This is a genomic window from Bradyrhizobium sp. 482_C4_N1_8 (assembly GCF_052075965.1).
Classification (GTDB): domain Bacteria; phylum Pseudomonadota; class Alphaproteobacteria; order Rhizobiales; family Xanthobacteraceae; genus Bradyrhizobium; species Bradyrhizobium barranii.
Map to the genome: position 1 here is coordinate 1,934,042 of NZ_CP197231.1, position 26,264 is coordinate 1,960,305.

General features: G+C 65.8%; 22 protein-coding genes and 1 other RNA gene. 19 read left to right on the plus strand and 4 right to left on the minus strand.

Going from position 1 to position 26,264, the window contains the following annotated elements:
• Positions 1-25 precede the first annotated feature (25 nt).
• The 4 genes from AB7Z56_RS09145 to AB7Z56_RS09160 all read left to right on the plus strand — a co-directional run bounded on the left by AB7Z56_RS09145 (position 26) and on the right by AB7Z56_RS09160 (position 6,743).
• Positions 26-1,609 carry a DHA2 family efflux MFS transporter permease subunit gene (locus AB7Z56_RS09145; RefSeq protein ID WP_063981525.1) on the plus strand — a complete coding sequence of 528 codons (1,584 nt, stop codon included), beginning with the start codon at positions 26-28 and terminating at the stop codon, positions 1,607-1,609.
• A 499-nt stretch (positions 1,610-2,108) separates the two neighbouring features.
• Positions 2,109-3,908 carry an ABC transporter ATP-binding protein gene (locus AB7Z56_RS09150; protein ID WP_063981526.1) on the plus strand — a complete coding sequence of 600 codons (1,800 nt, stop codon included), beginning with the start codon at positions 2,109-2,111 and terminating at the stop codon, positions 3,906-3,908.
• A 57-nt stretch (positions 3,909-3,965) separates the two neighbouring features.
• Complete coding sequence (locus AB7Z56_RS09155) at positions 3,966-5,372, plus strand: MATE family efflux transporter (protein ID WP_063981527.1); 1,407 nt, start codon at positions 3,966-3,968, stop codon at positions 5,370-5,372.
• 90 nt (positions 5,373-5,462) lie between these two features.
• Positions 5,463-6,743 (plus strand): O-antigen ligase family protein, encoded by a 1,281-nt coding sequence (locus tag AB7Z56_RS09160; RefSeq protein WP_063981528.1) that lies wholly within the window; start codon positions 5,463-5,465, stop codon positions 6,741-6,743.
• On the opposite strand, the gene AB7Z56_RS09165 is transcribed toward AB7Z56_RS09160, so the two are convergent.
• On the minus strand, positions 6,740-7,483 hold the full coding sequence (locus AB7Z56_RS09165; RefSeq protein ID WP_063981529.1) for a sulfite exporter TauE/SafE family protein: 744 nt from the start codon (positions 7,481-7,483) through the stop codon (positions 6,740-6,742). The two genes, AB7Z56_RS09160 and AB7Z56_RS09165, sit on opposite strands and share 4 nt — an antisense overlap.
• A 231-nt stretch (positions 7,484-7,714) precedes the next feature.
• Between AB7Z56_RS09165 and AB7Z56_RS09170 the strand changes: the two genes are divergently transcribed.
• Positions 7,715-7,975, plus strand: coding sequence for a hypothetical protein (locus AB7Z56_RS09170; RefSeq protein WP_063981530.1), 261 nt, complete (start codon positions 7,715-7,717; stop codon positions 7,973-7,975).
• Between the two features lie 7 nt (positions 7,976-7,982).
• On the opposite strand, the gene AB7Z56_RS09175 is transcribed toward AB7Z56_RS09170, so the two are convergent.
• The gene (locus tag AB7Z56_RS09175; protein WP_441256191.1) at positions 7,983-9,353 is read right to left on the minus strand and encodes a PLP-dependent aminotransferase family protein; all 1,371 of its coding nucleotides are present in this window, start codon (positions 9,351-9,353) and stop codon (positions 7,983-7,985) included.
• Between the two features lie 49 nt (positions 9,354-9,402).
• Here AB7Z56_RS09175 and AB7Z56_RS09180 point away from each other — a divergent pair, with 49 nt between their 5' ends.
• Positions 9,403-9,861, plus strand: coding sequence for a DUF983 domain-containing protein (locus AB7Z56_RS09180; protein ID WP_080584009.1), 459 nt, complete (start codon positions 9,403-9,405; stop codon positions 9,859-9,861).
• A 72-nt stretch (positions 9,862-9,933) separates the two neighbouring features.
• Entirely contained in the window at positions 9,934-10,647 is a 714-nt protein-coding gene (locus AB7Z56_RS09185) for an alpha/beta fold hydrolase (protein WP_063986140.1), read from the plus strand.
• A gap of 104 nt (positions 10,648-10,751) precedes the next feature.
• Here the strand turns inward: AB7Z56_RS09185 and rnpB are convergent.
• Positions 10,752-11,231: RNase P RNA component class A (gene rnpB, locus AB7Z56_RS09190), an RNA gene on the minus strand.
• Positions 11,232-11,380: 149 nt separating this feature from the next.
• Between rnpB and AB7Z56_RS09195 the strand changes: the two genes are divergently transcribed.
• The 3 genes from AB7Z56_RS09195 to AB7Z56_RS09205 all read left to right on the plus strand — a co-directional run bounded on the left by AB7Z56_RS09195 (position 11,381) and on the right by AB7Z56_RS09205 (position 13,414).
• Positions 11,381-11,731, plus strand: coding sequence for a YciI family protein (locus tag AB7Z56_RS09195; protein WP_063981532.1), 351 nt, complete (start codon positions 11,381-11,383; stop codon positions 11,729-11,731).
• Between the two features lie 100 nt (positions 11,732-11,831).
• A complete protein-coding gene (locus tag AB7Z56_RS09200; RefSeq protein WP_063981533.1) occupies positions 11,832-12,182 on the plus strand; it encodes a YciI family protein in 351 nt (116 codons plus the stop codon).
• Positions 12,179-13,414 (plus strand): RNA polymerase sigma factor, encoded by a 1,236-nt coding sequence (locus AB7Z56_RS09205; protein WP_371497445.1) that lies wholly within the window; start codon positions 12,179-12,181, stop codon positions 13,412-13,414. Before AB7Z56_RS09200 ends, AB7Z56_RS09205 begins: the two co-directional genes overlap by 4 nt.
• A 106-nt stretch (positions 13,415-13,520) precedes the next feature.
• Here the strand turns inward: AB7Z56_RS09205 and AB7Z56_RS09210 are convergent, their stop codons facing one another.
• A complete protein-coding gene (locus AB7Z56_RS09210) occupies positions 13,521-14,384 on the minus strand; it encodes an N-acetylmuramoyl-L-alanine amidase (protein WP_175618141.1) in 864 nt (287 codons plus the stop codon).
• A gap of 430 nt (positions 14,385-14,814) precedes the next feature.
• Here AB7Z56_RS09210 and rsmH point away from each other — a divergent pair, with 430 nt between their 5' ends.
• The 9 genes from rsmH (at position 14,815) to murG (ending at position 26,210) form a co-directional block, all read left to right on the plus strand.
• Positions 14,815-15,804, plus strand: a complete 990-nt coding sequence (gene rsmH, locus AB7Z56_RS09215; RefSeq protein WP_063986143.1) for a 16S rRNA (cytosine(1402)-N(4))-methyltransferase RsmH — start codon at positions 14,815-14,817, stop codon at positions 15,802-15,804.
• Between the two features lie 3 nt (positions 15,805-15,807).
• Positions 15,808-16,200, plus strand: a complete 393-nt coding sequence (gene ftsL / locus AB7Z56_RS09220; protein WP_014492951.1) for a cell division protein FtsL — start codon at positions 15,808-15,810, stop codon at positions 16,198-16,200.
• Complete coding sequence (locus tag AB7Z56_RS09225; protein ID WP_071910386.1) at positions 16,197-17,951, plus strand: peptidoglycan D,D-transpeptidase FtsI family protein; 1,755 nt, start codon at positions 16,197-16,199, stop codon at positions 17,949-17,951. Before ftsL ends, AB7Z56_RS09225 begins: the two co-directional genes overlap by 4 nt.
• A gap of 84 nt (positions 17,952-18,035) precedes the next feature.
• Positions 18,036-19,508 carry a UDP-N-acetylmuramoyl-L-alanyl-D-glutamate--2,6-diaminopimelate ligase gene (locus tag AB7Z56_RS09230; protein WP_063981535.1) on the plus strand — a complete coding sequence of 491 codons (1,473 nt, stop codon included), beginning with the start codon at positions 18,036-18,038 and terminating at the stop codon, positions 19,506-19,508.
• Positions 19,505-20,884 carry a UDP-N-acetylmuramoyl-tripeptide--D-alanyl-D-alanine ligase gene (locus AB7Z56_RS09235; RefSeq protein ID WP_063981536.1) on the plus strand — a complete coding sequence of 460 codons (1,380 nt, stop codon included), beginning with the start codon at positions 19,505-19,507 and terminating at the stop codon, positions 20,882-20,884. The genes AB7Z56_RS09230 and AB7Z56_RS09235 overlap by 4 nt, the downstream gene beginning before the upstream one ends.
• Before the next feature lie 161 nt (positions 20,885-21,045).
• The gene (gene mraY, locus AB7Z56_RS09240) at positions 21,046-22,149 is read left to right on the plus strand and encodes a phospho-N-acetylmuramoyl-pentapeptide-transferase (protein WP_014492955.1); all 1,104 of its coding nucleotides are present in this window, start codon (positions 21,046-21,048) and stop codon (positions 22,147-22,149) included.
• Between the two features lie 7 nt (positions 22,150-22,156).
• Entirely contained in the window at positions 22,157-23,557 is a 1,401-nt protein-coding gene (gene murD, locus AB7Z56_RS09245; protein ID WP_063981537.1) for a UDP-N-acetylmuramoyl-L-alanine--D-glutamate ligase, read from the plus strand.
• 234 nt (positions 23,558-23,791) lie between these two features.
• The gene (gene ftsW, locus AB7Z56_RS09250; RefSeq protein WP_063981538.1) at positions 23,792-24,943 is read left to right on the plus strand and encodes a putative lipid II flippase FtsW; all 1,152 of its coding nucleotides are present in this window, start codon (positions 23,792-23,794) and stop codon (positions 24,941-24,943) included.
• A gap of 166 nt (positions 24,944-25,109) precedes the next feature.
• The gene (gene murG, locus AB7Z56_RS09255) at positions 25,110-26,210 is read left to right on the plus strand and encodes an undecaprenyldiphospho-muramoylpentapeptide beta-N-acetylglucosaminyltransferase (RefSeq protein WP_063981539.1); all 1,101 of its coding nucleotides are present in this window, start codon (positions 25,110-25,112) and stop codon (positions 26,208-26,210) included.
• Positions 26,211-26,264: the final 54 nt, after the last annotated feature.

The window sequence follows — 26,264 nt, forward strand, 5'->3', positions numbered from 1 at the left end:
AAATCGAGCGCTGCGAGGTCAGACCATGGCCAACGCCACCACCGCCTCACCCGCCATGATGGCGAACCCCGACTCGGAGCGCATCGCGCCGAAGCGGCTGTTCGCCTTCATCATCATGGTGTTCGGGATGTTCATGTCGATCCTGGACATCCAGATCGTCTCGGCGTCCCTCAGTGAAATCCAGGCCGGCCTGTCGGCAAGCTCCAGCGAGGTCGCCTGGGTCCAGACCGCCTATCTGATCGCCGAGGTGATCGCGATCCCGCTGTCGGGCTTTTTGTCGCGCGCTTTCGGCACGCGGCTGCTGTTCGCGATCTCGGCCGCGGGCTTCACGGCCTCGAGCCTGCTCTGCGGCTTCGCCACCACGATCGAGGAGATGATCCTCTGGCGTGCCCTTCAGGGCTTTTTGGGCGCCGGCATGATCCCGACCGTGTTCGCCTCGGCCTATACCGTATTCCCGCGCTCCAAATTCCACATCGTCGGTCCCATCATCGGGCTTGTTGCGACCCTGGCTCCCACGATCGGCCCGACGGTCGGCGGCTACATCACCGATCTGATGTCGTGGAACTGGCTGTTCTTCATCAACGTCGTGCCCGGCATCGGCATCACCCTGGGCGTGCTGGCGCTGGTCGATTTCGACGAGCCGCATTTCGAGCTGCTCGACCGCTTCGACTGGTGGGGCCTGCTCTTCATGGCCGGCTTCCTCGGCACGCTGGAATACGTGCTGGAGGAAGGTCCGCAACATGAGTGGATGCAGGACACGTCCGTTGCGATCTGCGCCTGGATCTGCGCGATCTCGGCCATCGCCTTCTTCTGGCGCGTCTTCACCGCGGCCGAACCGATCGTCAATTTGCGCACCTTCTCCAACCGCAATTTCGCGATCGGCTGCGTCCTGCAGTTCTGCATCGGCATCGGCCTCTACGGCCTGACCTACATCTATCCGCGCTATCTCGCCGAGGTGCGCGGCTACAGCGCCCTGATGATCGGCGAGACCATGTTCGTCTCCGGCATCACCATGTTCCTGGTCGCGCCGCTGGTCGGCCGTCTCATGGTGAAGGTCGACATGCGCTACATGATCGCGTTCGGCCTCGTCGTGTTCGCGATCGGCTCCTACCAGATGACATGGATCACGCGCGACTACGATTTCTACGAGCTGCTGGTGCCGCAGATCCTGCGCGGCATCGGCATGATGTTCGCGATGGTGCCGACCAACAACATCGCGCTCGGAACGCTGGCACCCGACAGGGTGAAGAACGCCTCCGGCCTGTTCAACCTGATGCGCAATCTCGGCGGCGCGGTCGGCCTTGCCGTCATCAACACCGTGCTCAACAATCGCACCGACCTGCACATCACCCGCCTTCAGGAGCGGGTGACCTGGGGCAATGCGACCGCGACCGAAACCCTGACCATGTTCATGCAGAAATTCCAGGGGCTCGGCGATTCCACGCTGATGGCGATGAAGCAGCTCAGCCAGATCGTGCACCGCCAGGCCGTGGTGATGAGCTTTGGCGACGCCTTCTTCGCGCTGACGCTGTTTTATCTCGGCCTCAGCCTGCTGGTCACGCTGCTGAGCAAACCGGCATCGATGACCGGTGGCGGCGACGCGCATTAGGCAAGCGGCTTACGAGGTGTCATCGCCCGCGGAGGCGGGCGATCCAGTACTCCGCGGCGGAAGTTGTGTGAGCTAACTATCGCCGCGGAGTACTGGATGCCCCGGTCAAGCCGGGGCATGACAGCGGAGATTGAGGCGGCGGTGATGCCGGACCAAGGCGCCACGCACCAAATTGCAACACTCGTCCGTGATCTTGCGGGAGCCCCGTTGCAAACCGGAAACGATACATCTATAAAGCGCACCTCATTGAAGCCAACCGGGGAGGGATTTGCATGATTTCGTCGCATTCGCAGATCGTACGCCCGCGCTCGATGATCGCCTGGTTCGGTATGTACGCGGCCTGTTAGAGGCCCCTTCCGCCAGATTCGATCGGGTCACGAGTCCCGATCTCTCCACTTCCCAAGTCAAAATCAGTTGTGAGTGACGCCGGTCAGCCCTCCGTGGCGGGCTTGCGTCCGTCGATGGAGCCGGCCCGCGCCGAAAGCGGCCGGATAATGTCATGACCTCTCTGTCAAAAAGGCCCGCAGCCATACGCGTGGTGCTGCCCTTCGTATTCCGGCACTGGCTGAAGCAGCCCGGACGCGGCCTGATCGTGGCCGGCGGCCTGCTGGGCGCAACCATCGCCGACCTGTTCATGCCGGTATTCTCCGGACATCTGGTCGATGCGCTGACGCGCGGCTCGTCCGATCCCGACGCGCGCCGCGCGGCGCTGGTCGCGTTCGGCGCCATCGTGGCGCTCGGTGCGGCCTCCGTGGTGCTGAGGTTGATCGGTCTCCAGGCGATCGTTCCGTTCACGCTCAAGATCATGTCGGATGTCGCCCAGGAGGCCTTCACGCGCGTCCAGCGCTTCTCGACCGACTGGCACGCCAACTCCTTTGCCGGCTCCACCGTGCGCAAGATCACCCGCGGCATGTGGGCGCTCGACCTGCTCAACGACACCATCCTGATGGCGTTGGCGCCGTCTCTGCTGGTGTTAATCGGCTCCATGGTCCTGATCGGCCTGCACTGGACGTCGCTCGGCGCGGTGATCGCGGTGGGCGCGCTTTTCTACGTCGCCATTACCGTGCTGTTCTCGACGCGCTACATCGCGCCGGCCGCGCGCGTCTCCAACGCGTGGGACACCAAGGTCGGCGGTACGCTGGCGGACGCGCTGACCTGCAACGCCGTGGTGAAATCCTTCGGCGCCGAAGCGCGCGAGGATACGCGGCTCGCCCGCGTCATCAACCGCTGGCGCGTGCGCGTGCGGCGGACCTGGTTTCGCTACAACTACACGGCCATGGCGCAGCTCTCGCTGCTGCTATGCCTGCGTGCGTCCGTGATCGGCGGCTCGGTGCTGCTGTGGATGTCCGGGCACGCCTCGCCCGGCGACGTCACCTATGTGCTGACGAGCTATTACGTCATCCACGCCTATCTGCGCGACGTCGGCATGCACATCAACAACCTCCAGCGCTCGGTCAACGACATGGACGAATTGGTGGCGATCCATGGCGAGCCGATCGGGATTGCCGATGCGGCCAGTGCGCGGCCGATCGCGATCGAGGCCGGCGAGATCGTGTTCGACGACGTCACGTTCCACTATGGCGGCCACCGCGCGCCACTGTATGACGGACTGTCGGTCACGATCCGCGCCGGCGAGCGCGTCGGCCTGGTCGGCCGCTCCGGCTCCGGCAAGACGACCTTCGTCAAGCTGGTGCAGCGGCTCTACGACGTCTCCGGTGGCCGCGTGCTGATCGACGGGCAGGACATCGCGCTCGCTACGCAGCAATCGCTGCGCAGCCAGATCGCGATCGTGCAGCAGGAGCCGATCCTGTTCCACCGCACGCTTGCGGAGAACATCGCCTATGGCCGGCCCGGTGCCAGCCTGGAGGCCATCGAGCATGCGGCGCGGCTGGCGAATGCGCACGACTTCATCCTGCGCCTGCCGAAGGGCTACGGCACGCTGGTTGGCGAGCGCGGCGTGAAGCTGTCGGGCGGCGAGCGGCAGCGCGTGGCGCTGGCGCGCGCCTTCCTGGCGGACGCGCCGGTGCTGATCCTGGACGAGGCGACCTCGAGCCTCGATTCGGAATCGGAGGCGCTGATCCAGCAGGCGATGGAGCGGCTGATGAAGGGCCGGACCTCGATCGTGATCGCGCACCGGCTGTCGACGGTGCGCAGCCTCGATCGGATCCTGGTGTTCGACCGCGGCGAGATCGTCGAGCAAGGCACCCATGCCATGCTCGCGAGCAAACCAGGGGGCATCTATCGCGGTCTGTTCGAGCGCCAGGTGGTGGAGCTCGGGCGCATCGCAGCGGCGGAATGAGAGGCGCGCGGCAGCGGGACGCAAGTCCCGCGGTCACGCCGTTAAGGATGGAATGAGATGAAGGACCTGACGCGCGGCTCCATCGTGAGCCACATCCTGAGCATGGCGCCTCCGATCGTGGTCGGCATGATCACGATCATGATCTGTCAGCTCGTCGATCTGTATTTCGTCTCGGGTCTGGGCGAGGCGGCGATCGCCGGCGTCGCGGCGGCCGGCAATGCGGGCTTTCTGGTCAATGCGCTGATGCAGGTGCTCGGCGTCGGCACGGTTGCGCTGATGGCGCATGCCGTGGGGCGGAAGGACCGCGGCGACGCCAATCTGGTCTTCAACCAGTCGGTCGTCCTGTCGGTGCTGTTCGGGATCCTGACATTGGTCGCGGGCTTCGCGCTGTCGCGCCCCTACATGCGCGCGGTTGCAGCCGACGAAGCTACGGTCGAAGCCGGTACCGTCTATCTGCTCTGGTTCATGCCGGCGCTGGCGCTGCAATTCGCCACGCAAGTGATGGCGTCCGCATTGCGGGCGACCGGCATCGTGCGGCCGAGCATGCTGGTGCAGGCGCTGGCCGTGGTCATCAACATCGCGCTGGCGCCGGTGCTGATCACGGGCTGGGGCACCGGACATGCGCTCGGTGTGGCCGGTGCCGGCCTTGCCAGCTCGATCGCCGTCTTCGTCGGCGTGCTGATGCTGCTCGGCTATTTCCTCAAGCTGGAGCGCTACGTCGCGTTTCACCCCGAGCAATGGCGGCCGCAGCTGCGGCAGTGGAAGAGAATCCTCAATGTCGGCCTGCCCGCCGGCGGGGAATTTGCGATGATCTTCATCATCATGGCCGTGGGCTATTACGTGCTGAGCATTTTTGGCCCGGCGGCGCAGGCGGGGTTTGGCATCGGGACGCGTCTCCTCGGGCTGATCCAGATGCCGGCGCTCGCCATCGCCCTCGCAGCAGGGCCCATCGCCGGCCAGAATTTCGGCGCCGGCAATGGAGCACGTGTGCGGGAGACCTTTGTCAAGGCGTCGCTTATCGCGACCGCCGTGATGATTGTCTTCATGATCCTCGCGCAGTTCGCACCCGGTCTGTTGCTTGCCGGCTTCTCGAGGGATCAGGAGACGATGGGGGTTGCGTCGCTGTTCCTGCGCCTCGTCTCGCTCAACATGGTGGCGCAGGGGCTGATCTTTACCTGCTCCAGCATGTTTCAGGGGCTTGGCAACACCAAGCCGGTGTTGTGGACCTCGGCGACGCGGGTTCTCACCTATTCCGTGCCGTCGATCTGGCTCTCGACGTGGCCGGGCTTCCGGATGGAGCATGTCTGGTATTTGTCGATCGCGACGACCACGCTACAGGCCGCCCTGAGCGTGTGGCTGTTGCTCCGGGAGTTCAGAAAGCGTCTTGCGCTGCCGGCACAGGAGAAGACCGCGAAGCCGGCAAATCCCGAGCCGGTTGTGCCTCCCATGCGCGAGCCCGCGTAGCAGATCGAACGGACGCGCGCTTGTCGCCCACCCACGGCTCCGGCTAGTTTGCCGCGCCGTGGGTGGGCCGCGAATCTGCAAGGGACTGCAATGACCGAGGTGTTGAACGAGCAAGGACGAGCGTCCTGGCTCTCCGCGATCTGGGCGGCGCGCTACCGCACACCGGCCCGCTTCGTTGCGCTGGTCGCGTTGCTGCTGCCCTGGAGCACCACCGGCGTGACTTTTGCGCTCGTGCCGTGGCTGATCGCCTTTGCTTTCATCGACCTTCGCGAGCTCCCGCGCTCGCTGCTGCGCCCGATTTGCCTGCTGCCGATCGCGCTGTTCGTGCTGGCACTCGTCGGCACGCTCTGGTCGGTTGCGCCCTGGGCCGAGCGGCTGCACGCGCTCGGGCCGCCGGCAAAACTGCTGGTGATCCCGCTGCTGATCTACCAATTCGAGCGCTGGCCCTACGGCAAATGGGTTTTTGCGGCGTTCCTGGTCTCCTGCACGCTGCTCATGCTGTACTCCTTCACTGTTGCGATCGATCCCAGGCTCTCGCTCAAGCTCTATCTGTCGCGCGGGCCCTACCAGGTCGAGAGCGGGATTGCCGTGCGCAACTATATCGACCAGAGCCAGGAATTCGCGCTCTGTGCGATTGCGCTGGTGTACCCGATCGTGACGCTGGTCCAGCAGGGCCGCGTTCGGATCGCGGCGTTGTTCGCCGTATTGGCGCTCGGCTTCCTCGCCAACATGATGTTCGTCGTGGTCTCGCGCACGGCGCTGGTGACGCTGCCGGTCCTGCTCGTGGTGTTTGCACTGCTGCATCTGCGCTGGCGGGCGGCGCTCGTCGCCGGCGCTGCGACGGCGTTGATCGCCGTAGCGCTCTGGGCCGTCTCGCCGCATCTGCGCGCGACCGTCGGCAAGTTCCAGAGCGATTACGAAAGGAGCCTGGAGGCCGACAACAATTCGATCAGCGGCATGGGCTCGCGTCTCGAATACTGGCGGAAGTCCCTGAGGTTTATCGCCGACGCGCCGCTGATCGGCCACGGCACAGGCTCGATCCGCGGTCTGTTCGCCGGCGTGGCCGCCAATCCGCACGACGACCCGCTGCGCGGCGAGATCGTCAGCAACCCGCACAATCAGACCCTCAGTAATGCCGTGCAGTGGGGCGTCGTCGGCGTGCTGGTCCTCTACGCGCTGTGGATCGCGCACCTTCTGATGTTTCGCGGCGAGGGACTGGCCTGCTGGATCGGCATGTTGGTTGTGGTGCAGAACATGCTGTCCTCACTGCTCAACACGCATCTGTTCGATTTCACCTCGGGCTGGATCTACGTGCTCGGTGTCGGCGTCGCCGGCGGCATGGCGCTCGCCGCGAAGAGGATGCAGATCTAAAGCGCTGCAAGGCTGTTCCGGACGAGGGTGAGGCCCGACAGGAACAACAGGCCGAGCACGACATCGCCAAAATGCTTGTCGTTCAGTGCGTGATAGACGCGGGCGCCGGCCCAGGCGCCGATCAGCGTGCCCGGGAAGGCGACCAGCGCGAGCCAGACCACCTTGAATGCGACGAGGCCCGACGCCGTCTGCAACACCAGCGCGGTCGCGAGCACGGTGAAATTGAAGAGCTGGAAGATGCCGCGCCGCTCGTGCTTGTTCCAGCCGCGGATATTGGCCCAGAGGATCGGAAGCGGCCCGGACAATCCGGCGAGGCCGCCGAGAATGCCGCCGGCAAAGCCGATCGCGCCGTCGGCGATGCGGCCACCGAACGTCACGGCGAGGGGCCTCTTGTTGAGATAGAGAGCGGTCGAAAAGATCAGGATCAGCACGCCGACGCTCAGCTTGAACACTTTTGGATCGGCGGAGGCGATCAGCATGGTGCCGAGCGGCACGCCGATCAGCCCCCCGATCAGGAACGGCCAGACCAGCGACAGGTCGAAACTCTTCCACATCGACGGCAGCGTCGAGGTCTGCGCGATCACCGAGCAGATCAGCACCAGCGGCACCGCGAGCGAGGGCGGCAGGACGTAGAGCCAGATGCCGAGCGCCATCAGCGCGGTCCCGAAGCCGGCCAGTCCCGAGACGAAGCCGCCGGCCAGCGCGCCGAACAGCAGCAGCGCATAAGTGAGCGTTTCCAACAGATTGTCCTTGTCGCAATGGGCGATCCCGAACTGTTGATCGCCAACGCCCGCATAGCACGGCTGCGGCCGTGCAGGTCAATTCCAAAACCGCACGCAAGCGTGATCCTCAACCGCGGGCATTCGCCAAAGGCAGGCCTACATGATGACCATACTTCAATCCGGGGGCCTGCCCGACGCCATGATGCGCTCTCATTGGCCTTTCCCCGAACGAGATGATGGAGAACGACCATGACCCGCACGAAGATTGCCGTTGCAGCCGCGCTGCTGTCTGCGGCGGCCCTGATGCCGACGATGGCGCAGGCGCAGTTCTCCGAACCCGCGGCCTATCAGGCCGCCCATCCCGACCGCGATGTGCTGAACGGCGGCCAGCTCACGCCTGCGGCGCGCGCGGCTCGTGGCGAGACAGTGGCACCGAGCGAGGCCTATGCGGCTTATTCGTCAGGCGTGACGCCGGTCGTTCGCCCGCGCCACCGCCGTCACCACCAATAAGAAGAGTCTAGACGATCTGCCTGGTGTCGGCCGGCCTGTGCAGCGCGCCGACCAGGATGCGCAGCGCTTCCGTCAGTTCCGATCGATTGCGCGCGGCGCCGAGCGAGACGCGCGCGGCATGCGGCGGTGTTCCGTCCACAGTGAAGGCTTCGCCGGCGACGACTGCAAGTCCGTTCCGCAACAGATGCGCGGCGACGTCGGGGCGGCCTTCCGGCAGCCGCAGCCAGAGATGGTGGGCGGCGGGCTTGGCCAGGAACTGAATGCCTTTCAGCGCGCGCTGCGCAAGCTGCTGGCGGCCGATCGCCTCGTTGCGGATGGCGGTGATGATGCGATCGGCGATGCCGGTCTCGATCCAATGCGTCACCAGCGCGACCATCAGCGGCGCCGGCATCTGCACGGTGGCCTGCAAGCCGGCACGCATGTCCCGCTGCGCGGCGTTGTCGGGTGTCACGAGATAGGCGACGCGTAGCGCCGGCGCGATGCATTTCGACAGCGTGGTCGCGAGATAGGTCCGCTCCGGAATGAGGTTTGCGATCGGCGATGCCGAACGGTCGAGCAGCCCGTAGGCATCGTCCTCGATCAGCGTCATATCGGAATCGCTGATGATCTTTGCGATGGCGTTGCGCCGTTCGGTGGACAGCGTCGCGGTGGTTGGATTGTGCAGCGTCGGAATGAGATAGACGGCCTTCGGCCTGTGCGCGCGACAGGCCTTCGCCAGCGCATCGGGCAAGATGCCGCCATCATCCATGGCGATACCGACGAGCTTGACGCCGAGCCGCGCCGCGGCGGCCTTGATGCCGGGGAAGGTGAGCGCTTCCGTCAGCACGACGTCGCCGGGCCGCGCGAGCTGAGCGAGCAGGTTGAACAGGATCGTCTGCGTACCGGGAAAGATCACGAGCCTGTCGGCGTGCGCGTGCGGAACCCGTGCACGCATCCAGCGGGCCGCGACCTCGCGCTCATGCGCGCTGCCGCCGGGCGGCTGATAGTTGAGATGCGCCGTCAGGCCTGATTGTGCGCGGATGGCTTCCATCCCGGCAATGATCCGCTCGTCGAGTTGCGCTTCGAGCGGATGCGGCGGCACGTTCATCGAGAGGTCGATCGCGACCGGATGCGGCAGGTCGACCGCGCGGCGCGCGCTGGTCTCGGATACGAATGAGCCTTGTCCGACACGGGCTTCCATGATGCCGCGGCGCCGCGCCTCGGTGTAGGCACGCGTCACCGTGGTGAGGTCGATGCCGAGGGCCTTGGCCAGCGCGCGCTGCGTCGGCAGCTGCTGGCCGCGCACCAGCCGGCCCGCGGCGATGTCGGCCTCCATGGCCTCGACGATGCGCTGGTAGCGCGGCCCGCTCAGCTCCGAGATTGTAGGGGTCCAATCCATGCAATTTAGGCCCATATCCTTTGAATGTATGGATACAAGATATTATTGTATGGATCAGCGAAAAGGAAGAGGTGCTGTCATGGCAACCGGTTCAGTCTCTCTCACGAAGGCGATGTGGCGCGGCTTCTTGGGCAAGTGCCCGAACTGCGGCGAAGGACACATGTTCGGCCGTTTCCTGAAAGTCGCGGACAGCTGCGACCATTGTGGCGAGGAGCTGTTTCACCAGCGCGCCGATGACTTCCCGGCTTATCTGGTGATGGTCGTTGTTGGTCACCTCGTCGTGCCGGCGATCCTCGCGGTTGAGACGGCCTACGCGCCGGCGGTCTGGCTGCAACTGGCCGTGTGGTTGCCGGTGACGCTGTTCGCTTCGCTCGCGCTGCTGCAGCCGACCAAGGGCGCCATCGTCGGCCTGCAATGGCAGATCGGCATGCATGGTTTTGAGGCGGGCAAGCTGCGGCGCGAGGCCGTCGCGCCCGTCCTCGTGAAGGCGAACACCCGCGCGGCCTGAGAGGCCGCAGCGTTTACATCGCGCGCGCGGCCGCTACACTCCATCGTAGAAACAAGAACGATGGAAACGCCGATGGCCGCACGCGCGAAGACTTTTCTGCTCTGTCATGGCGCATGGTCCGGCGGATGGGCCTGGAAGAAGATGCATCCGCTGATGGCGCAGGCCGGCCACCGCCTGGTGGCGCCGACCTACACCGGGCTCGGCGAACGCGCGCATCTCGCGAGTCCCGCGATCGATCTGGATACGCATATCCAGGACATCCTCAACGTCATCAAGTTCGAGGACCTCGACGACATCGTGCTGCTCGGCCACAGCTATGGCGGCATGGTCGCGACCGGTGTTGCCGACCGCGCGCGCGAGCGCGTGGCGCAGCTGATCTATCTCGACGCCTTCGTGCCGCGTGACGGCCAGTCGCTGTTCGATCTCAACGAGGGCGGGCGCGAGCCGATGCGCAAGGCGGCTGCCGCAGGCGACGGCTACCGCATCCCGCCGAATCCGCCGCCGCCCGATACGCCGCAGGCCGATCTCGACTGGCTCAATGCGCGCCGCATCAACATGCCGATCAAATGTTTCGAGACCAGGCTCAAGCTCGAACACGGCGAGCCGGCGATCCCGCGCAGCTACATCTATTGCAAGCGCATTCCGCCGGGCGATGTGTTCGGGCAGTTCGCGAAGCGCACGAAGAACGAGGAGGGCTGGCGCTATTTCGAACTCGATGCCAGTCATGCGCCGAACGTGACAGCGCCCGAGGCTTTGATGGCGGTGTTGGAGAAGATTGTGGCCTAGTTCACCCTCGTCATTCCGGGCTCTCGCTTCGTCGCGCCTCGGAATGACAACGGTGAAAAATGGTGAGGGGTCCGATGCGGTCAGCATCGAACCCCTCGTTGCAAGATATCAGCCGGCCTGTAAGCCGGGTTCTGTAAGGCACCGTCCGCTTGCGCGAACGATACGTGACGGCCATTCCTCTGGGACCATGTTTGCACATGGCCTCGAGCAACCTACCCGGACGGCGGGCCTGACATCGCCCCGCGGCGTTATCGCTTGCGCGAACAGCCCGCTACGCCGTCCCTATTCGGTTTTGCTCCCGGTGGGGTTTACCATGCCGGCTCCGTTGCCGGAGCCGCGGTGCGCTCTTACCGCACCTTTTCACCCTTACCTGCCTACGCAGCTTGCGCTGCTACGGCACGGCAGGCCCGAGGGCTTGCCGCGCCAGAGCCCCGAAGGGGCGTCGGCGGGCGGTTCGTTCTCTGTGGCACTTTCCCTGGGGTTGCCCCCGCCGGACGTTATCCGGCACCGTATGTCAAGGGAGCCCGGACTTTCCTCCCCGGCGGCCTTTCGGCACCTGCCGGAGCGGCCGTCCGGCCGACTGACCGGCTACGCATGGGGCATTTGTGACGGTTCCGTCAAGCAGAGATCGCCGCGCAAGCCGGCTGCGAATAATTTATCCTGAACATGTCGTTGGGCGTGGGCCCAGTTCGACTGGATGCCGGCAATCCAGCCGAGCAACAGGAGTTAAGCGATGCAGTATTTGCTGCTGATCTACCGGAACGAAGCTCAACAGAGCAAGATGGACCCCGCAGATTACCAGAAGCTGTTGGCGGAGTATTCCGCCTACACCCAGTCCATCGTCCAGAGCGGCAACTTCAAGGCCGGCGACGGGCTCCAGCCGACCTCGACTGCGACCACCGTTCGCGTTCGCGACGGCAAGGTACTCGCGACCGATGGTCCGTTCGCCGAGACCCGCGAGCAACTCGGCGGCTATTATCTCGTCGAGGCGAGAGACCTCGACGCAGCGATCGCGATGGCCGCGCGGATTCCCGGAGCCAGGGACGGCTCGATCGAAGTCAGGCCCGTGATGATCTACAAATGATCTCGTCCCCTGATATCGAATAATTATCCCGAGGATGTCGTTTGATGTTGGCCCCGTTCGACTGGATGTCGGCAATCAGGCCGAACAACAGGAGTAAGCCATGCAGTACCTACTGCTGATCTACCGGAACGAAGCGAAAATGATCAACATGTCCCCCGCGGACCGTCAGGCGCTGTCGGCGGAGTACGGCACTTACACGCAGTCCATCGTCCAGAGCGGCCATTTCAAGGCCGGCGACGGGCTTCAGCCGACCACGACGGCGACCACCGTGCGCGTGCGCGAGGGCAAGACCCTGACGACCGACGGTCCCTTCGCGGAGACTCGCGAGCAGCTCGCCGGCTACTATCTGGTCGAGGCCAAGGATCTGGACACCGCCGTCGGACTGGCTGCTCGGATTCCCGAGGCCAAAGAGGGATCCATCGAAGTCAGGCCGGTCATGATCTACAAGTGATCTGTCCTGCCGACATCGCTCGGATTTTTCGCGACGAGGCGGGGCGGGTGCTTGCCACGCTGATCCGCCTCGTCGGCGATTTCGATCTCGCCGAGGACGCGCTCCAGGATGCCTTCGCGGTCGCGCTGGAGCGCTGGTCGGCGGGCGAGGTGCCCGATAATCCGCGCGCCTGGCTGGTCAATGTCGGTCGCAACAAGGCGATCGATCGCATCCGGCGGCAGGCCGTGTTCCGCGGCAAGCAGCGGGCGCTCGTGCATGAGCTCGAGTTCAACGCGCAGGCGCCCGACGAGCCGACAGCAACGCTCGATGACGATATGCTGCGGCTGATCTTCACGTGCTGCCATCCAGCCTTCGCCATCGAGGTCCAGGTCGCGCTGACGCTGCGCACCGTCTGCGGGCTGTCCATGGCGCAGGTCGCGCGCGCCTTTCTCGTCGGCGAGGATGCGATGGCGCAGCGCCTCGTCCGCGCCAAGCAGAAGATCAGGCTCGCCGGCATTCCTTATGAAGTGCCCGAGCACGCCGCGCTTGCGCCGCGGCTCAACGGCGTGCTCGCCGTGATCTATCTCGTCTTCACCGAAGGCTATGTTGCGACCTCGGGCGCGGATTTGATGCGGCCCGATCTCGCGGTCGAAGCGATCAGGCTCGGCCGGTTGCTCGACCGGCTGATGCCGGATCGCGCCGGGATCAAAGGCCTGCTCGCCTTGATGTTACTGCACGATGCGCGCCGTGCCGGGCGCGAGACCACAGCCGGCGACGTCGTTCTGCTGGAAGAGCAGGATCGTTCGCTCTGGAATTGTGTGCAGATCGAGGAAGGTCTGCGTCTCGTGGACGACGCGCTCCGCGTGCCTGGCCGCCCGCAGCCCTATGCTGTGCAGGCCGCGATCGCCGCGCTGCATGCCCGTGCGCCGAGCTACGAGCAGACCGACTGGCCGCAGATCGCTGGCCTCTACGAAGTGCTCTTGCGCATCAATCCGTCGCCGGTGATCGAGCTTAACCACGCCGCCGCAGTCTCGATGGTCGACGGCCCGGCGCGCGCGCTCGATCTCGTCGATGCGACCGCCGCGCGCGGCGGGCTTCGTGGCTACGAGCTGTTGCCCGCGGTGCGCGCGGATCTGTTGCGACGGCTTGGGCGCAAGGACGAAGCGCGCGAGGCGTATGTCGCCGCGACGGCGGCGACGCAGCTGGAGCCGCTACGGCGGCTGTATGCGCGACGGATGCGGGAGATGGAGTAGTCGCCACACATTCCGTCATTGCGAGGAGCGAAGCGACGAAGCAATCCAGACTGTTTCCACGGAGGCAGTCTGGATTGCTTCGCTGCGCTCGCAATGACGAACGCCATTACTTCGCCGCGACTGCCGTCGCATCCGCCGGCAGGCTCGCGAGCAACGCCTGCAATGTCGACAGCGTCGAGTGATCCGCGACACCATCGAGCCGCGCGGGGCGGAAATGGCGCTGGAAGGCGGTGACGACTTCCATCGTCGCGGCGTCGTATTTGCCGGTCAGCGGCACGCCGTAGCCGTATCGGGCGAGCGCCTGCTGCAGGCTCAGCACCTCGTCGCTGATGGTGCCGAGCATCAGGCTCTCGCCGCGCACGACCGGCGCGGGCGTCACCCAGTGTCCGACGCCGGAATTGGCCAGCGAATGCCACGGAAATTTCTCGCCGGGATCCTTCTTGCGCGCTGGCGCGACGTCGGAATGGCCGAGCACCCGGTGCGCGGCGACGTTGCGGCGAAGCATGATGCCGCGGCACAACGTGATCACGGCGGCGATCTGGCGCGACGGATATTCCGGATAGCCCCAGTCATGGCCGCGATTGATGATCTCGATGCCGATCGAGCAGGAGTTGATGTCGTCCTCGCCGGCCCAGGACGAGACGCCCGCGTGCCATGCGCGCTTGGCCTCGGGCACGCATTGCACGATGCGGCCGTCCTCCAGCACGACGTAATGCGCCGACACTTCGGTGCCCGCCGTGCACAGCCGCGCCAACGCGCCCTCGACGTCGGGCATGCCGGTGTAGTGCAGCAGGATCATATCCGGCTGCCGTCCCTTGTTGCGGTCGCCATGGTTCGGCGAAGGGATGATGTCGGAGACGATCGAGGAATCCGGCTCGAACGTCCGCGTGTTCGCCGCGGCCTTGGGAACCGGGAGAACGCGTTGACGTTTCGAATCAGATCCAGACGGCGTGGAAGGACCGGACGACATAGACAGCTCAAGTCGGACAGAGAGTGGGCCAAGCCCTTCTCTTTACTATTCCTTTACCCTCCGCCGCGCGCAATCGCGCGGCGCGGTTAATGGATGCATTTTGGCGCATGTGTGTGGATGGAGCATCACCGATGCGTCACCTTTTCGACTTGTAACAAGCCGATCAACGCTTTCTTAACGCTAAGGGCCGTTACTGAGGATTGAAGAGCCGACCCGCGTCCGGAGGCGGCCAAAGCGTATTTTGGCTCGAAATCCCATGGCTGCCCGACAAATTCCACTGGGAACACTGGGTTTGCGGCCCGGGATGACCGGGCTCGGTAACCATGCTGGACGAGGGTTGGGTCGTGGAACCGCCGCGACGCGGAATTATTCGAGGCGTAATGGACTCGCTCGTCCCAGATCTCGCATGGACGCTCTGCGGGTGTGGCGCATGAGCTCGGTTCCGCACATCCCCGTTCTTGGCCGTGAGGCGGTCGATCATCTCGCGCCGCGCGCGGGCGGGATCTATATCGACGCCACCTTCGGCGCCGGCGGCTACAGCCGCGCCATTCTCGACGTGCCGGGAACCCGGCTGATTGCGATCGATCGCGACCGCACGGCGATCGCCGGCGGGGCCGAGCTGGTCGAACGCTCCGCGGGCCGGCTGACGCTGGTCGAGGACCGCTTCTCCAATCTCGCCGAGGTCTGTGCGGCGCAAGGCGTCGATGCCGTCGACGGCGTCGTGATGGATGTCGGGGTCTCCTCGATGCAGCTCGACCAGGCCGGCCGCGGCTTCTCCTTCCGTCTCGACGGTCCGCTCGACATGCGGATGGGGCAGGCGGGGCCGACGGCGGCCGACATCGTCGCGCGCGCCTCGGAAAGCGATCTCGCCGACATCATCTATCTCTTTGGTGAGGAGCGGCAGTCGCGCCGTATCGCCCGCGCCATCGTCGCCGACCGGCAGGAGACGCCGTTCACGACAACGCGCGCGCTCGCCGATCTCGTCGGCCGGGTCGTGCGCTCGAAACCCGGCGATATTCATCCGGCGACGCGAACGTTCCAGGCCCTGCGCATCTTCGTCAACGAAGAGCTCGAGGAACTCCAGACCGCGCTCGCTGCGGCCGAGCGCGTGCTCAGGCCGGACGGCCGCCTCGTGGTGGTCTCGTTCCATTCGCTGGAAGACCGCATCGTCAAGAATTTCCTCTCCGAGCGTAGCAAGACAGGCGGCGGTTCGCGGCATCTGCCGGAAGTGGCGCAAACCGCGCCGAGCTTCCAGCTGCTGACGCGCCGGCCGGTGATCGCTGGCGAAGAGGAAGTCGCCCATAACCCACGCGCGCGTTCCGCAAAACTGCGTGCCGCCGAGCGCACGTCCGCGCCCGCGCACGACGACGGCGAGACCTCGTCCTGGCCAAAGCTCGCCGACGTGATGAGGGGTGGCTAGCGCATGCGCTTCATCCACCTCCTCGTCATCGGCGCGCTGATCTTCGCGGCGGCCTATGTCTACCGGATCAAGATGGACTCCACGGCGCGCACCGAAAAGGTGCTGCGGCTGCATGCGGAGATCCGCGAGCAGCGCGATGCGATCGCGGCGCTGCGCTCCGAATGGGCCAAGCTCGATGCGCCCTTGCGCCTGCAGGGCCTGTCCGACCGGCATCTGCCGCTCAAGCCGGTCAACGGCACGCAGTATGACTCGCTGAAGAACCTGCCGGAGCGTCCGCCGCGGATGTTCAGGCCGGGCGAGCCGGATCCGATCGGGGCCATGCTCAACACCATCGAAGCCGCGAGCGATCCGGATACGGTGACGGGCTCCGTGCCTCAGCCCGAGGACAAGCAATGAGCGCTGTGACCCCGGCCAAGCCAACTCAAAAGCCGCCCGAGCCCTGGCGGCAGCGGCTGATCCGCAGCCTGCTCTACGGGCGCAACGTTGACCGCGCCGCGAAGGCGCGCGCGCGCGTTGGCCTCGCGATGATCGCCTTTACCTCGGTCTACGTCCTGATCGGCGGCCGGCTCGTGATGTTCGCGATCGGTGCCGACGCCCACAGCGCGCGCCGTGCTGCCGCGCAAGAGGTGGTCGCGACCGCGCGGCCCGACATCGTCGACCGCAACGGCGCGATCCTCGCGACCGACGTCAAGGCGGCGAGCCTGTTCGGCGAGCCGCGCCGCATCATCGACAAGGACGAGGCGATCGAGCTTCTGACTGCGACCGTGCCTGACCTCGACGAGGCCGAGGTGCGCGAGCGCCTGTCGGCGCGAAAGGGTTTTGTCTGGCTCAAGCGCGAGATCACGCCGAAGCAGCAGCAGGACATCCACAAGCTCGGCATTCCCGGCATCGGCTTCCTGCGCGAGAACAAGCGCGTCTATCCGACCGGCAACGAGGTCGCCCACCTCATCGGTCTCGTCAACATCGACAACCAGGGCATCGCCGGCATGGAGAAGTGGCTCGACAATCAAGGGCTCGCCGATCTCCACCGCGCAGGCTTTGCCACCGACCGGCTGCAAAAGCCGATCGAGCTGTCGGTCGATCTGCGCGTCGAGCACGCGCTGCGCGACGAGCTCTTGAAGGCCAAGGAGAAGTACCACACCAAGGCCGCCTCCGGCATCGTCTCGAATGTCAAGACCGGCGAGATCGTGGCGATGGTCTCGCTGCCGGACTTCGACCCCAACAATCCGAAGGAAGCGCACGACCCCGACCGCATCAACCGCCTGACCACGGGCGTCTACGAGATGGGCTCGACCTTCAAGGCGTTCACGCTGGCGATGGCGCTCGATTCTGGAAAGATCAATTTGAACTCGTCGTGGGATGCACGCGGAAACCTGCACTACGGCAAGTTCACCATCCACGACAGTCATTCGCTCGGACGTTTCATCAACACCAAGGAAGTGTTTTATTACTCCTCCAACATCGGCGCTGCGCGGATCGCGCTCGGCCAGGGTGTCGAGGCGCACAAGGCGTTCCTTGCCAAGATGGGCCAGTTGACGCGGCTGCGCACCGAGCTGCCGGAGAGCGCAGCTCCGCTGGTGCCGCGCCGCTGGAGCGAGCTGAACACGGTCACCATCGCGTTCGGCCAGGGTCTGTCGGTGGCGCCGCTCCAGGCGGTGATGGGCATCAACGCGCTGATGAACGGTGGCTACCTGATTCCGCCGACCTTCATGAAGCGAAGCGAAGCTGAAGCGGCGGCGATGGCCAAGCGCGTGATCAAGCAAGAGACCAGCGACAAGATGCGGTATCTGATGCGGCTCAATGCGGAGGTCGGGTCGGCGAGACAGGCAGACGTCAAGGGCTATTATGTCGGCGGCAAGACCGGCACGTCCGAGAAAGTCATCAATGGCCGCTACGCCAAGAAGCGGGTGCTCAACTCCTTCACGGCGATCATGCCCTCCGACAATCCAAAATATCAGATCCTGATCATGCTGGACGAGCCGCAGGCGCTGCCCGAAACGCATGGTTTCATCACCTCGGGCTGGAACGCAGTGCCGACCGGCGGCAAGGTGATCGAGCGGATCGCGCCACTTCTGGGCATCGAGCCACGGTTTGACCTGCCGCCGTCCGACCGCCTTATTCTTGCAGCATCCAGGACAACCCAGTAATCAACGGGGGTGGGCCGTCGCCGCTGCTGAGTCGGGGCTTTTCCGAAGATCCGGCTTTCCGGACGGCATGTCGACTGGAAGACCATGAAGCTGCGCGACCTCCTAGGTCAGGACGTTCCAGGCAATGATGCCGCAATCGAGCCCGCTGTCGCGGCGCTCGATGTGACCGGCGTTGCGCTCGACAGCCGTGTGGTCAAGCCCGGCGATCTCTTCTTCGCCCTCGCGGGCAGCAAGACCGACGGCGCGCGCTTCGTCGATGCCGCGATTGCAGCAGGCGCGGTGGCGATCGTCGGCGACCATGCACCTGATGGCAGCAAGGTGCCGTTCGTCACGGTGGCCAATCCGCGCCGCGCGCTGGCGCTGGCCGCGGCCAAATTCTTCCCCGCACAGCCGGCGACCATCGCGGCGGTGACCGGCACCAGCGGCAAGACCTCGGTCGCCGCGTTCACGCGCCAGATCTGGGAGCGGCTGGGGCATGCCTCCGCCAGCATCGGCACCATCGGTCTCGTCTCGCCCAAGCGCACCGTCTACGGTTCGCTGACGACGCCGGATCCGATCGCGCTGCACCGGCAGCTCGATGAGATCGCGCGCGAAGGCGTGACGCATCTCGCCTTCGAGGCGTCCTCGCACGGGCTCGACCAGTACCGCCTCGACGGCGTGCGTGTCTCCGCCGGCGGCTTCACCAATCTCTCGCGCGACCACATGGATTACCATCCAACCGTCGCGCATTATCTTGCAGCAAAACTCCGCCTGTTCCGCGAACTGGTCCCGGCGGATGGGGCGGCGGTGATCTCCGCCGATCATGATTGCTCGGCGGAGGCAATCAATGCTGCCAGGTCGCACGGCCTGCGCGTGATGGCGGTCGGCCGCAACGGCGACGGGGCAGGCGAGGGCATTCGTCTCGCCGGGGCCGAGGTCGAAGGTTTTTCGCAAGTCCTTGCCGTCGAACATCGCGGCAAGCGTTATGCGGTCCGGCTGCCGCTGGCCGGCGAATTCCAGATCGAGAACGCACTGGTGTCGGCCGGTCTGGCGATCGGTACCGGCAGCGATCCGGCCAACGTGTTTGCGAGCCTCGAACATCTCGAAGGCGCCAAGGGTCGGCTCGAGCGCGTCGGCGAGCGCAACGGTGCGCCGATCTTCGTCGACTACGCCCACAAGCCCGACGCGTTGGAGAAGGCGTTGCAGGCTTTGCGGCCTTACGCAAAACGCCGGCTGGTCGTCGTGTTCGGCGCCGGCGGCGACCGCGATGCCGGCAAGCGCCCGATCATGGGCGAGATCGCGGCCGAAAACGCCGACCGCGTCATCATCACCGACGACAATCCGCGCAGCGAGAAGCCGGAAGCCATTCGCGCAGAAATCCTCGCGACTGCAAAAGGTGCCCGCGAAATCGGCGACCGTGCCGCGGCGATCCGCACCGCGATCGAGGAGTTGGAAGACGGCGACGCGCTGCTCGTCGCCGGCAAGGGCCACGAGACCGGGCAGATCGTCGGCGGCGAGGTGCTGCCCTTCAGTGATCACGAGGCGGTCGCCGCCGCATTAGCGTCGAGGGATGCATGAGCGCGCCAATATGGACGGTTGCCGAAGTGGCGCGTGCGCTGGGCGCTGCGGGATCATTTCCGGACACGCCGATCGAGTTCGTCACCCAGGACAGCCGCCTGGTGAAGCCGGGCTGCCTGTTCGTCGCGCTCAGCGGTACGCCGAGCGGCGGCTTCATCTCGGCCTTCGCCAGCGCGCGCGACGGCTGGGAGTTCGCCGACAAGGCGGAAGCTTCGGGCGCGGTCGCGATGATCGTGCCGCACGAGATCGCCAGCATCCGCATTCCCCAGATCGTCGTCAAGGACACGCTGATCGACGGTCTCTGGGGCCTCGCGCGCGCGGCACGCGCGCGTTTCAACGGACCGGTGATCGGGCTCACCGGCAGCGCGGGCAAGACCAGCACCAAGGAATTCCTCGCGGCCTACCCCGGCGCCTATGCCAGCCCATCGAGCTTCAACAATTTCTGGGGCGTGCCGCTGACGCTGTGCAACGCCAGGCCCGATGCCAGCCTCTGGGTCGTCGAGATGGGCATGAACCAGACCGGCGAGATCGCGCGGCTCAGCGAGCTGACGCGGCCGACCGTCGCGCTCGTCGTCAACGTTCAGCCGGTGCATCTGGAAAAGCTCGGCTCGCTCGAAGCCATCAGGCGCGAGAAGGTCTCGATCGCGCTCGGCCTGCCCGAGGATGGCGTGCTGGTGCTGCCTGCCGGGATCAAGGCGCCGGACTGGAAGGGCAAGGTGGTACGGTTCGGCGAGAAAGCCGAGGTGCACGAGGTCGCGCACGCGCCGCATGGCGAGAGCTGGCAGGTCGTGGCCGCGCTCGGCAAGAAGGAGATCGCCTTCAGCCTGACGCCGGGCGCACCGCACCGCGTGCAGAACGCGCTCGCTGCGCTCGCCTCGATCCGCGCCGCGAACCTCGATGCGGCGACGCTCGCGATCAAGCTCGACCGGGTCGGCATCATGACCGGCCGCGGCGTCGAGCAGGCGATCGGCGGCGTCACCGTGATCGACGACAGTTTCAACGGCAATCCGGCCAGCGTGGCTGCTGCACTGCAAAGCCTCCAGGCGCGCAACGTGACCGGCGGCCGTCGCATTGCGGTGCTCGGCGACATGCTGGAACTGGGCGATGACGCACCAAACTACCACACGGCCCTCGCCAAGCATCTCGACGGCATCGACGGCGTCTACTGCGTGGGTCCCTTGATGCGCCATCTGTACGACGTGTTGCCGGCGGGCAAGGGCCTTGGCTGGCACGACGACCCCGCCACGCTGAAGCCGGGTGAGGTCGCAAATCTGCTGAGGGCAGGCGATGTCGTGGTTGTCAAGGGCAGCAAGAAGATGTTCTGGGTCAACAAGTTTGTGCCGGGCCTAGTGGCCGCCTTGCAGGCAAAGGCGTAAACTGCTTGGAAGGCGCTGTTCCCGAATCCCACCTTTTGCGGCGCGAAGCCGTCCGTTTTCCCAGAGGTCGCCCGACCCCATGAAGAAGACCCGCGAATGCGCGTGAGGCAAGTCAAGGCCAACACCAGGGCCGCGTGCAAAGGCGCCATAGGACCGTCTGAATGTTTTACTGGCTGATCGAGCTCTCCAACACATTTCCCGGCTTCGGTGCCGTTCGCACCTTCCTGAACGTCTTCCGCTACATCACCTTCCGCACCGGCGGCGCCGTCGTCACCGGCGCGCTGTTCGTGTTCCTGTTCGGGCCCTGGATCATCGACCATCTGCGCATCCGTCAGGGCAAGGGCCAGCCGATCCGGACCGACGGCCCGCAATCGCATCTCGCCAAGAAAGGCACGCCCACCATGGGCGGGCTGATGATCCTGTCCGGTCTCACGGTCGGCACCGTGCTGTGGGCCAATCCGCTCAACCCCTATGTCTGGATCGTGCTGGCGGTGACGCTCGGCTTCGGCTTCGTCGGCTTCTATGACGATTACCTCAAGGTGACCAAGCAGACCACGACGGGCTTCGGCAGCAAGCTGCGCCTGCTGATCGAGGCCGCCATCGCGCTGGTCGCCTGCTATGCGCTGGTGCGATTGAACCGCGATCCCGCGTCGACCGCGCTGACGATTCCCTTCCTCAAGGACACCGTGCTGCATTTCGGCTGGTTCTTCGTCGTGTTCGGCGCCTTCGTCATCGTCGGCGCCGGCAATGCGGTGAACCTCACCGACGGTCTCGACGGCCTCGCCATCGTGCCCGTGATGATCGCGACCGCGAGCTTTGCGATGATCGCCTATCTCGCCGGCAACGCGGTGTTCGCCGACTATCTCCAGATCAAATATGTCGCGGGAACCGGCGAACTCGCGGTGCTCTGCGGCGCGCTGCTGGGCGCCGGTCTTGGGTTCCTCTGGTTCAACGCGCCGCCGGCCTCGATCTTCATGGGCGACACCGGCTCGCTCGCGCTCGGCGGCATGCTCGGCGCAATCGCGGTCGCGGTGAAGCACGAGATCGTGCTCGCGGTGATCGGCGGCCTGTTCGTGCTGGAAGCGGTTTCCGTCATCGTGCAGGTGGTGTCGTTCAAGCTCACCGGCAAACGCATCTTCCGGATGGCGCCGATCCATCACCATTTCGAGCAGCTCGGCTGGACCGAACCGCAGATCGTGATCCGCTTCTGGATCATCTCGGTGATGCTGGCGCTCGCCGGTCTGTCGACGCTGAAGCTGCGGTGATCGATCGATGATCCCGGTCACATCCTTCGCCGGCAAGACGGTCGCGGTGTTCGGCCTCGGCGGCTCGGGGCTTGCGTCCTGTCACGCGTTGAAAGCGGGCGGCGCCGAGGTGATTGCCGCCGACGACAATGCCGAGAACGTCGCCAAGGCCGCGCAAGCGGGTTTCATCACCGCCGATTTGCGCAATGTCTCCTGGGCGAATTTCGCGGCGCTGGTGCTCGCGCCCGGCGTGCCGCTCACCCATCCCGTGCCGCACTGGAGCGTGCTGAAGGCGCGCGAGGCGGGCGTCGAGGTGATCGGCGATATCGAGCTGTTCTGCCGCGAGCGTCGCCGTCACGCGCCCAACGCGCCGTTCGTCGCGATCACCGGCACCAACGGCAAGTCGACCACGACCGCGCTGATTGCGCATCTCACAAAGGTCGCCGGCTACGACACCCAGATGGGCGGCAATATCGGCACCGCGATCCTGTCGCTGGAACCGCCGCGCACGGGCCGCGTCCACGTCATCGAGATGTCGTCCTACCAGATCGACCTCACGCCCTCGCTCGATCCCTCCGTCGGTATCCTGCTCAATGTAAGCGAGGACCACATCGACCGTCACGGCACCCTCGCGCATTACGCTGCGGTGAAGGAGCGCCTTGTCGCCGGCGTGCAGGCAGGCGGCACCGCGATCGTCGGCGTCGACGATGGCTTCTGCCGCGACATCGCCGACCGGCTCGACCGCGCCGGCAAGAACGTGGTGCGGATCTCCGTCAAGAACCCGCTGGCCTCCGGAATCCATGTCGAGCACGGCACCATCGTGCGCACCGCGGGCGGCGCGAGGAGCGAGGTCGCAAAGCTCGGCGGCATCGGCTCGCTGCGCGGCCAGCACAACGCGCAGAACGCGGCCTGCGCCGCCGCCGCCGCGCTCGCGATGGGCATCAGCCTCGATGTGCTGCAGAACGGCCTGCGCAGCTTTCCGGGCCTCGCGCATCGCATGGAGCAGGTCGGCCGCCGCGGCAACGTGCTGTTCGTCAACGACTCCAAGGGCACCAATGCGGATGCCACCGCGCATGCGCTGTCGTCCTTTTCGGAAATCTTCTGGATCGCCGGCGGCAAGCCCAAGGCCGGCGGCATCACTGGCCTGACCGGCTTCTTCCCGCGCATCCGCAAGGCCTATCTGATCGGCGAGGCCGCGCAGGAGTTTTCGGGAACGCTGGGCACGCAGGTGGCGCACGAGATCAGCCAGACGCTGGACATCGCCGTCGAGCACGCCGCGCGCGATGCCGAAGCCTCGGGCCTCGCGGATGCAGTGGTGCTGCTGTCACCCGCCTGCGCGTCCTTCGACCAGTACCGCAATTTCGAGATCCGCGGCACCAAGTTCCGCGAGCTGGTACAGGCGCTGCCGGGTGTGAAGCCGGTGGTGTAGGGCGCGGCTACTCCTTGCTCCGCTGTCGTCGCCCGGCTTGACCGGGCGACCCAGTATCCAGAGGCCGTGCTTGAGCCGAGGGGCCGCGGCGTACTGGATGCCCCGGTCAAGCCGGGGCATGACCACCATTTGTGGTCGCGTTGTGCGCTATCTCCAAAGTTATCGATCTCCTTAACCCCCCGGTAACCAACCTCGGCGACCAATGGACCGACCTCTGTCCGAAAGCGGCCGCCCATGCTCTCCCGTGAAGAACGCACCCCCTTTTCCGAGTGGTGGTGGACCGTCGACAAGCCGCTGATGGGCGCCATCCTGGCGCTGATGCTCACCGGCGTGATCCTGTCGCTGGCGGCGAGCCCGCCGGTTGCGACCCGCATCGGGCTCGATCCCTTCCACTTCTTCAGCCGGCACGTGATGTTCCTGGCGCCGTCCTGCCTGGTGCTGCTCGGGGTGTCCTTCCTGACGCCGCGCGCGATCCGCCGCTCGGCCCTGATCATCTTCGCGGCCAGCATCATCCTGATCGTGCTGACGCTCGCGATCGGCCCCGAAGTGAAGGGATCGCGGCGCTGGATCACGCTGCTCGGCGTCAACATCCAGGCCTCCGAAGTTGCAAAGCCGTCGTTCGTCGTCATCGCCGCCTGGCTGTTCGCGGAATCGACCAGGCGGCCGGAGATGCCGGCGACCTCGATGGCGCTGGTGCTGCTCTTGATGCTGGTCTCGCTGCTGGTGATGGAGCCCGACTTCGGCCAGACCATGCTGATCCTGATGGTGTGGGGCTCGCTGTTCTTCATCGCGGGCATGCGCATGATCTGGGTGTTCGGCCTGGCGGGCGCCGCCGCGGCCGGTCTGTTCAGCGCTTATCTGTTCGTCCCGCACGTCGCCGGCCGCATCAAGCGTTTCATGAATCCTGCTTCCGGCGACACCTTCCAGGTCGATACCGCCATGGAAGCCTTCTACAACGGCGGATGGTTCGGGCTCGGGCCCGGCGAGGGCATCGCCAAGCGCAGCCTGCCGGACAGTCACACCGACTTCGTGTTCGCGGTTGCCGCCGAGGAGTTCGGCATCATCCTGTGCCTTGCGATGCTGGCGCTGTTCGCTTTCGTCGTGATCCGCACGCTGTCGCGCGCCTACGCCAATGAGGACATGTTCTCGCGCTTTGCGGCGTCCGGCCTTGCGATCCTGTTCGGCGTGCAGGCCGCGATCAACATGTCGGTCAACCTCCAGCTCATCCCCGCCAAGGGCATGACGCTGCCCTTCATCTCCTATGGTGGCTCCTCGATCGTGTCGCTGGCCTATGGTGTCGGCATGATGCTGGCGCTGACGCGGCTGCGCCCGCGCACCGAAGTCGAGGCAAGCGGCCACGCCGAGGCGATGCGCAGTTACGCGTGACCCTCTCGTGTCCCGGACAAGCGTAGCGAAGCGGAGCGCAGAGCCGGGACCCAGAATGCCGCGCCCATGGGCCCCGGTTCGGCGGCGCGCTGCGCTGCGCCCGGGGGCGCGAGCACGGTGTCGCTACGCTCGCAATGACGGCGGAGGGCTTGTAAAAGGGGCACCCATGGACACTTCCCCCCTGATTCTTCTCGCCGCGGGCGGCACCGGCGGCCATTTGTTTCCGGCCGAGGCGCTCGGCGTCGAGCTGATCCGGCGCGGCTTTCGCGTCCGCCTCGTCACGGACGAGCGTGCCCTGCGCTATAGCGGGCTGTTCAGCAAGGACATGATCGACGTCGTCTCGAGCGAGACCGCGCGTGGCCGCAATCCATTGCAGCTCGCCTATGCCGGCCTCACGCTCGCCGCCGGCACGCTGTCCGCCTACGGCCTGATCAGGCGATTGAAGCCCGTCGCCGTCGTCGGCTTCGGCGGCTACCCGACGCTGCCGCCGCTGGTCGCTGCAAAGTTTGCGGGCGTGCCCAGCATCATCCACGACGCCAATGCGGTGCTCGGCCGCGCCAACCGGTTCCTGGCGAGCCGCGTCCGCGCCATCGCGACGTCGTTGCCCGGCGTGCTCGACCGCGATCCGGCGCTGGCAGGCAAGACCACGACCGTGGGCACGCCGATGCGTCCGGCGATCCTCGCCGCAGCCGCCGTGCCATATGTCGCGCCTGAAGCGAACGGACCGCTGCGCCTGCTCGTCGTCGGCGGCAGCCAGGGTGCGCGCATTATGGCCGACGTCGTCCCCGGTGCGATCGAGCGCCTTGAGCCTGCGCTATGGAGCCGGCTCGTCCTGACCCAGCAGGTGCGCGACGAAGACATGGCGCGCGTGCGCGCGGTCTACGACAAGCTCAAGATCAATGCCGAGCTCGCGCCGTTCTTCACCGATCTGCCGGCGCGGCTCGCCTCCAACTATCTGGTGGTGTCGCGTTCAGGCGCCGGCACGGTCGCCGAACTCGCCGCGATCGGACGGCCCTCGATCCTGGTGCCGCTACCCGGCTCGATCGACCAGGACCAGTTCGCCAATGCCGGCGTGCTGGCCAAGGTCGACGGCGCGATCCGTATCCCGCAGACCGAGTTTACCTCCGACCGGCTCGCCGCCGAGATCTCCGCCTTCGCCGCCGAGCCCGCGCGTCTTGCCTCCATGGCCGCAGCCGCGAAGAGGGCGGGGCGGCTCGATGCGGCCGAACGGTTGGCCGATCTGGTGGTCAAAGTCGCGGGAATCTGACGCGAAAAAGCCCTTGTCTTGGCCTTCCAAAGCGGGGCATCCAGTAACAACGGC